The organism is Nakamurella sp. (assembly GCF_048594475.1).
In the GTDB taxonomy this organism is placed as follows: Bacteria; Actinomycetota; Actinomycetes; order Mycobacteriales; family Nakamurellaceae; genus Nakamurella.
In genome coordinates, this window is the sequence record NZ_JBMDXT010000071.1 from 1 (window position 1) to 4536 (window position 4536).

The window sequence follows — 4536 nt, forward strand, 5'->3', positions numbered from 1 at the left end:
CCGGCGGGCCGGGCGCCGGTCCGGCCGACGGCGGTGGACCCGCGACGACCGCCGGTCCCGCGGGTCCGGCCGGCGGGAACGGCCCGGGCCCGGCCGGCACCGGCCCGGGCAACGGCACCGGCAACGGCGCGGGCAACGGGCCGGGGAACGGCAACGGCAACGGCCGGGGGAACGGGAACGGAACCGGGAACGGCCGCTAGGCCGGTGCCCCGCGCCGCGCCGCGTAGTAGCGCCCGAGGAACTCGGTGCGGAACTCGGCGAAGGTGCCGTCCTCGATGCTGGTCCGGATCCGGTCGACCAACCGCACGACGAACCGCTCGTTGTGGATGGTGGCCAGCGTCGCCGACAGCATCTCCTTGGCCCGGAACAGGTGGTGCAGGTAGGCGCGGGTGTAGTGGCCGCAGGTGTAGCAGTCGCAGCACTCGTCGAGCGGCCCGAAGTCCCGCTTGAACCGGGCGTTGGTGATGTTGATCCGCCCGTCCTCGATGTACAGCGAGCCGTTGCGGGCGACGCGCGAGGGCGAGACGCAGTCGAACGTGTCGGCGCCGTTCTCGATGGCGGTGAACATGTCGTCGGGCTCGCTGATCCCCAGCAGGTGCCGCGGCAACTCGTCCGGCAGCTCCTCGCAGACCCAGCGCACGATGGTGCCGAGGTTCTCCTTCTCCAACGCGCCGCCAATGCCGAAGCCGTCGAAGCCCAGCGTCAGCAGGTCGCGGGTGGCCTGCCGGCGCAGGTCCTCGTACTGCGCGCCCTGGACCACGCCGAACAGCGCCTGGTACGGCTTGCCCGCCCGTTCCGCGGTCAGCCGCCGGTGCTCGGCCACGCACCGCGCGGCCCAGGCGTGGGTCCGGGCGACCGACCGTTCCTGGTAGGTCCGGGTGTTCATGAGGGTGGTGCACTCGTCGAACGCGAAGATGATGTCGGCCCCCAGCCGGTGCTGGATGCCCATCGAGATCTCGGGCGAGAACCGGTGCATCGAGCCGTCCAGGTGCGACTTGAACGTCACCCCGTCGTCGTCCACGGTGGCCAGCCGGTTCTTACCGGGCGCGATGACGTCGTCCGACTGCAGGCCGGCGGTGTTCATCGCCAGCACCTTCTTGAACCCGACCCCCAGCGACATGACCTGGAACCCGCCGGAGTCGGTGAACGTCGGGCCCGGCCAGTTCATGAAGGCGCCGAGACCGCCGATCTCGTCGACGATCTCGGAACCGGGTTGCAGGTACAGGTGATACGCGTTGGCCAGCACCGCCTGCGCGCCCAGCTGCGCGACCGACTCGGGCAGCAACGACTTCACCGTGGCCTTGGTACCGACGGCGACGAACGCCGGGGTCCGGATGACGCCGTGCGGCGTGGTGATCACGCCGGTGCGTCCCGGCCGGCCGGGCAGCCGCGTGCCCACCTCGAACCCGAAACCGGAACCGGACCCCGACCGTGTGCTCACCCCTGGATCCAACCAGCCCGGCCCGGAGTGGCCGAGCGTGCAGGGCCTCCATCGAGCACCGGAGGGTGCCCTGGAGGCAATGCGGCGACGAGGGAGCCGACTCCTCGGCCGGCCCCTTGATGGACATCGGTAACCGGTTAAAGTGGTTGCATGACGCCGCCCGGGATCGTCCTCGCCCCGCGCGACGGGGCGCGCTGGCGGTTCGACCCGGGAGCCCTGTTCCTGGAGTTCCTGCTCACCGGCGGCCCGGACGAGCTCGCCGTCTGGGATCGCCTGCGCACCCCCGACGAGCTGCGGGAGTGGGTAGGCGCCAGCCGGCTGCCGGTCTCGGCGGACGGGCTGTCCGTCGACGAGTCCGACCTCGCCCCGGCGCGCACGCTGCGGGACGCGCTGTGGCGGGCGACGCGGGCCGTCCTGGCCGGCGCTCCGGTCGCCGCCGGTGATCGGGTGGCCGTGGAACGGGCGGCGGCCGCGCCACCGCCGGTGCCGGTCTGGGGCGGCTGGCAGGTCCCGTTCCGGGCCCCGGAGGTGCTGTCCGCGGTGGCCCGGGACGGCCTGGCCGGGCTCGCCGGTCCGGCCGCCGCCCGGATCCGCGAGTGTGCCGCGGACGACTGCCGGCTCGTCTTCCTCGACACGTCCCGTCCGGGCCGGCGTCGCTGGTGTTCGATGCAGCGCTGCGGCAACCGGCACAAGGTCCGCGACCACCGAGCCCGCCACCCGGAGGAACGATGAGCAGCACCCCCGTCGGCCTGACCCGCGACGCCGGTTTCGAGATCGGTGTCTCCCGTACCGTCGACGCCCCGCCCGATCGGGTCTGGCGCAGCCTGACCGAGCCCGCCGGGGTCGCGATCTGGCTCGGGGGCGGCGTCCGGATCCCCGACCCGGACGGCGCCAAGGGCACGCCCTACCGGACCGCCGACGGCACCCGGGGTGAGTTCCGCAGCGTCCATCCGGTCGGCCGGCTGCGGCTGACCTGGCAACCCCCGGACCGGGACCGCCCGTCGATCGTCCAGCTGACGGTCTCCGCCCGGGCCGGGCGCACGGTGATCCGGTTCCATCAGGAGCGGATGACCGGTCCGGACGAGCGGGAGCGGCAGCGCGCGCACTGGCGGGCCGTCATGGACGCGGTCGTCGACCGCCTGACGGACGCGGTCGCGGACCGCCTCGACCGACCGGACGGAACCGTGACGTCACCCTCGGCCCCCCGCCGCCCCCGCGCTGATCGAAGTCCCACCTCCTGAGGTGGAATGCCCGTTCCCGCGGGGCTGGGATCGCGCAGCCCGGCGCGAACGGGGACGCGGACGGTCCGGGCGGGGTATCTGGTCCGGGGGTCGGCGGCTCCGGACGGGCATGACCGAACGACACGAACACCATTCCGCGGCCTGGCGGGCGGCCGGCCCCGTCGATCGCCGCCTGGTCCGCCGGGCCAGCGGCCTGCGGGTCTACGCGATGCTCGTCGGGGTGGCGGTGCTCTCCGGCCGGGTGACCATCCGGGGCCGGCCCCGCCGCTGACCCCGCCCCCGACCGGCCGGGGCGCCGGACGCGCCGACCGGCCGGGGCGCCGGACGCGTCAACCGGCCGAGGCGCCGGACGCGTCAACCGGCCGCCGACCGGAACCGCTCGATCGCCTGCTGCCGGACCGGACCGGAGTCCGGATGCACCCAGAAGGCCAGATGGGTGCCGGCGGCGAGCTCGACGAGCTCGCTGCCCGGGATCTGCTCGGCGGCGAACCCGCTGTACTCGGGGCGCACGTCCGAATCGGCCGTGCCCTGGACGATCAGGCACGGCCGCTCGATCCGCTCCAGCTCCAACGATTCGATCGCCGCGAACTGCGTCATGTCGTTGTCGAAGCCGGCCCGGCGCGGCCCCGAGTGGTTGGCGGCCACCGCGATGTCCAGGGTGAACTGCTGCTTGTCCGGATCGGCCACGATGTGCGCGACCCGCGCCGCCAGCTCGTCCGCGGTCAGGTCACCCTCGGCCGCGATCGTCGCCTCGACCAGCTTCTCCGGCGTGTACCGGGCCATCAGCTGCAGCATCCGGCGGCCCAGGCCGGTGTCCATGATCAGCTTCTCGGCGCCCTTCTCGCCGGTGAACACGTAACGCCGGCTCACCGCCGCGCACGCCACCAGCGAGGTCAACCGGTCGGGGTGCCGGACGGCGAAGCGGTAGGACGACGGCCCGCCGCCCGACCAGCAGAGCACACCGGCCCGCTCGATGCCCAGGGCGTCGAGCAGGGCCGCGTACAGGTCGGCCTGCCCGTCGACCGTGGGGCCGCTGGCCAGCGGGGTGCCGAAGTAGCCGGGCCGGTCGACCACGATCGTCCGCAGGCCGCCGTCGGCCAGGAACCCGGCCATCGCCGCACCGGCGTCGTGCCCGCCCGGCGACCCGTGCACCACCAGCACCGGCGGGCCGTCCCCGGACACCACGCAGTCGATCGGCCCCGCGGCCGTGGGCACGGTCCGGACCTCCGGCTGCCCGGTCGCATCCCTCGACGCCATGCCCGACCCCCTCGTCACTCTCACGCTGCGCGACATCCCATCACGCTGTGCGGCGTTCCGCTGGCCGGTGGGGAGATTCTCCCCACCCCGGACGGGGCACCATGCGGCCGGCCGGACCGGCAGGATGGTCCGGGCCCCGACCCCGGGGCACTCGCGCACCGATCGAGAGGATCACCCGGCCGTGACCGAGCAGCCCGTCCCGGCGACGGCCCCGAAGGCCCGCGCCATCGCCGGGCTGATCCTGCGGGCGCTGAACCTGCGCGGCCCGCTGGTCGCCGTCTCGGCGGTCGCCGTCGACCTGCAGACCGACCTGGGCCTGACCGCCGGCACCGTCGGCCTGCTGACCAGCCTGCCGGTCCTGTGCTTCGGCCTCGCGTCGCCCGCCGCCTCCGGTCTCATCGGCCGGATCGGCATCGAACTGTCGGTACTGGTGACGCTGCTGGTCATCTTCATCGGCATCCTGGTCCGGTCGGCCGGCGCGGTGCCGGCCGCGTTCGTGGGCACCCTGCTGATCGGGCTGGCCATCACCATCGGCAACCTGCTCGGTCCGCTGATCGTGGGTCGCGACTTCCGCACCCGGGCCGCGCTGATGACGGG

6 protein-coding genes and 1 pseudogene are annotated in these 4536 nt (G+C 74.0%); 5 read left to right on the forward strand and 2 right to left on the reverse strand.

Annotated features, from left to right (window positions below):
- A partial coding sequence (locus tag ACOJUF_RS03475; protein WP_420120473.1) for a hypothetical protein occupies window positions 1–200 on the forward strand: 200 nt, incomplete at its 5' end.
- Here the strand turns inward: ACOJUF_RS03475 and tgt are convergent.
- Window positions 197–1441, reverse strand: a complete 1245-nt coding sequence (gene tgt, locus ACOJUF_RS03480; protein ID WP_420120474.1) for a tRNA guanosine(34) transglycosylase Tgt — start codon at window positions 1439–1441, stop codon at window positions 197–199. The two genes, ACOJUF_RS03475 and tgt, sit on opposite strands and share 4 nt — an antisense overlap.
- A 150-nt stretch (window positions 1442–1591) precedes the next feature.
- Here tgt and ACOJUF_RS03485 point away from each other — a divergent pair, with 150 nt between their 5' ends.
- The 3 genes from ACOJUF_RS03485 to ACOJUF_RS03495 all read left to right on the forward strand — a co-directional run bounded on the left by ACOJUF_RS03485 (window position 1592) and on the right by ACOJUF_RS03495 (window position 2953).
- Entirely contained in the window at window positions 1592–2173 is a 582-nt protein-coding gene (locus tag ACOJUF_RS03485) for a CGNR zinc finger domain-containing protein (RefSeq protein ID WP_420120475.1), read from the forward strand.
- A complete protein-coding gene (locus ACOJUF_RS03490; protein ID WP_420120476.1) occupies window positions 2170–2682 on the forward strand; it encodes an SRPBCC family protein in 513 nt (170 codons plus the stop codon). The genes ACOJUF_RS03485 and ACOJUF_RS03490 overlap by 4 nt, the downstream gene beginning before the upstream one ends.
- Before the next feature lie 109 nt (window positions 2683–2791).
- The gene (locus tag ACOJUF_RS03495; RefSeq protein ID WP_420120477.1) at window positions 2792–2953 is read left to right on the forward strand and encodes a hypothetical protein; all 162 of its coding nucleotides are present in this window, start codon (window positions 2792–2794) and stop codon (window positions 2951–2953) included.
- A gap of 83 nt (window positions 2954–3036) precedes the next feature.
- Here the strand turns inward: ACOJUF_RS03495 and ACOJUF_RS03500 are convergent, their stop codons facing one another.
- Window positions 3037–3897, reverse strand: coding sequence for an alpha/beta fold hydrolase (locus ACOJUF_RS03500; protein ID WP_420120478.1), 861 nt, complete (start codon window positions 3895–3897; stop codon window positions 3037–3039).
- 223 nt (window positions 3898–4120) lie between these two features.
- On the opposite strand from ACOJUF_RS03500, the pseudogene ACOJUF_RS03505 reads away from it, so the two are divergent.
- Window positions 4121–4536: pseudogene (locus tag ACOJUF_RS03505) on the forward strand (MFS transporter); the annotation flags it as partial.

Coding starts and splice junctions, on each gene's coding strand:
- ACOJUF_RS03485 (WP_420120475.1), top strand. CDS start 1,592: ATGACGCCGCCCGGGATCGTCCTCGCCCCGCGCGACGGGGCGCGCTGG.
- ACOJUF_RS03490 (WP_420120476.1), top strand. CDS start 2,170: ATGAGCAGCACCCCCGTCGGCCTGACCCGCGACGCCGGTTTCGAGATC.
- ACOJUF_RS03495 (WP_420120477.1), top strand. CDS start 2,792: ATGACCGAACGACACGAACACCATTCCGCGGCCTGGCGGGCGGCCGGC.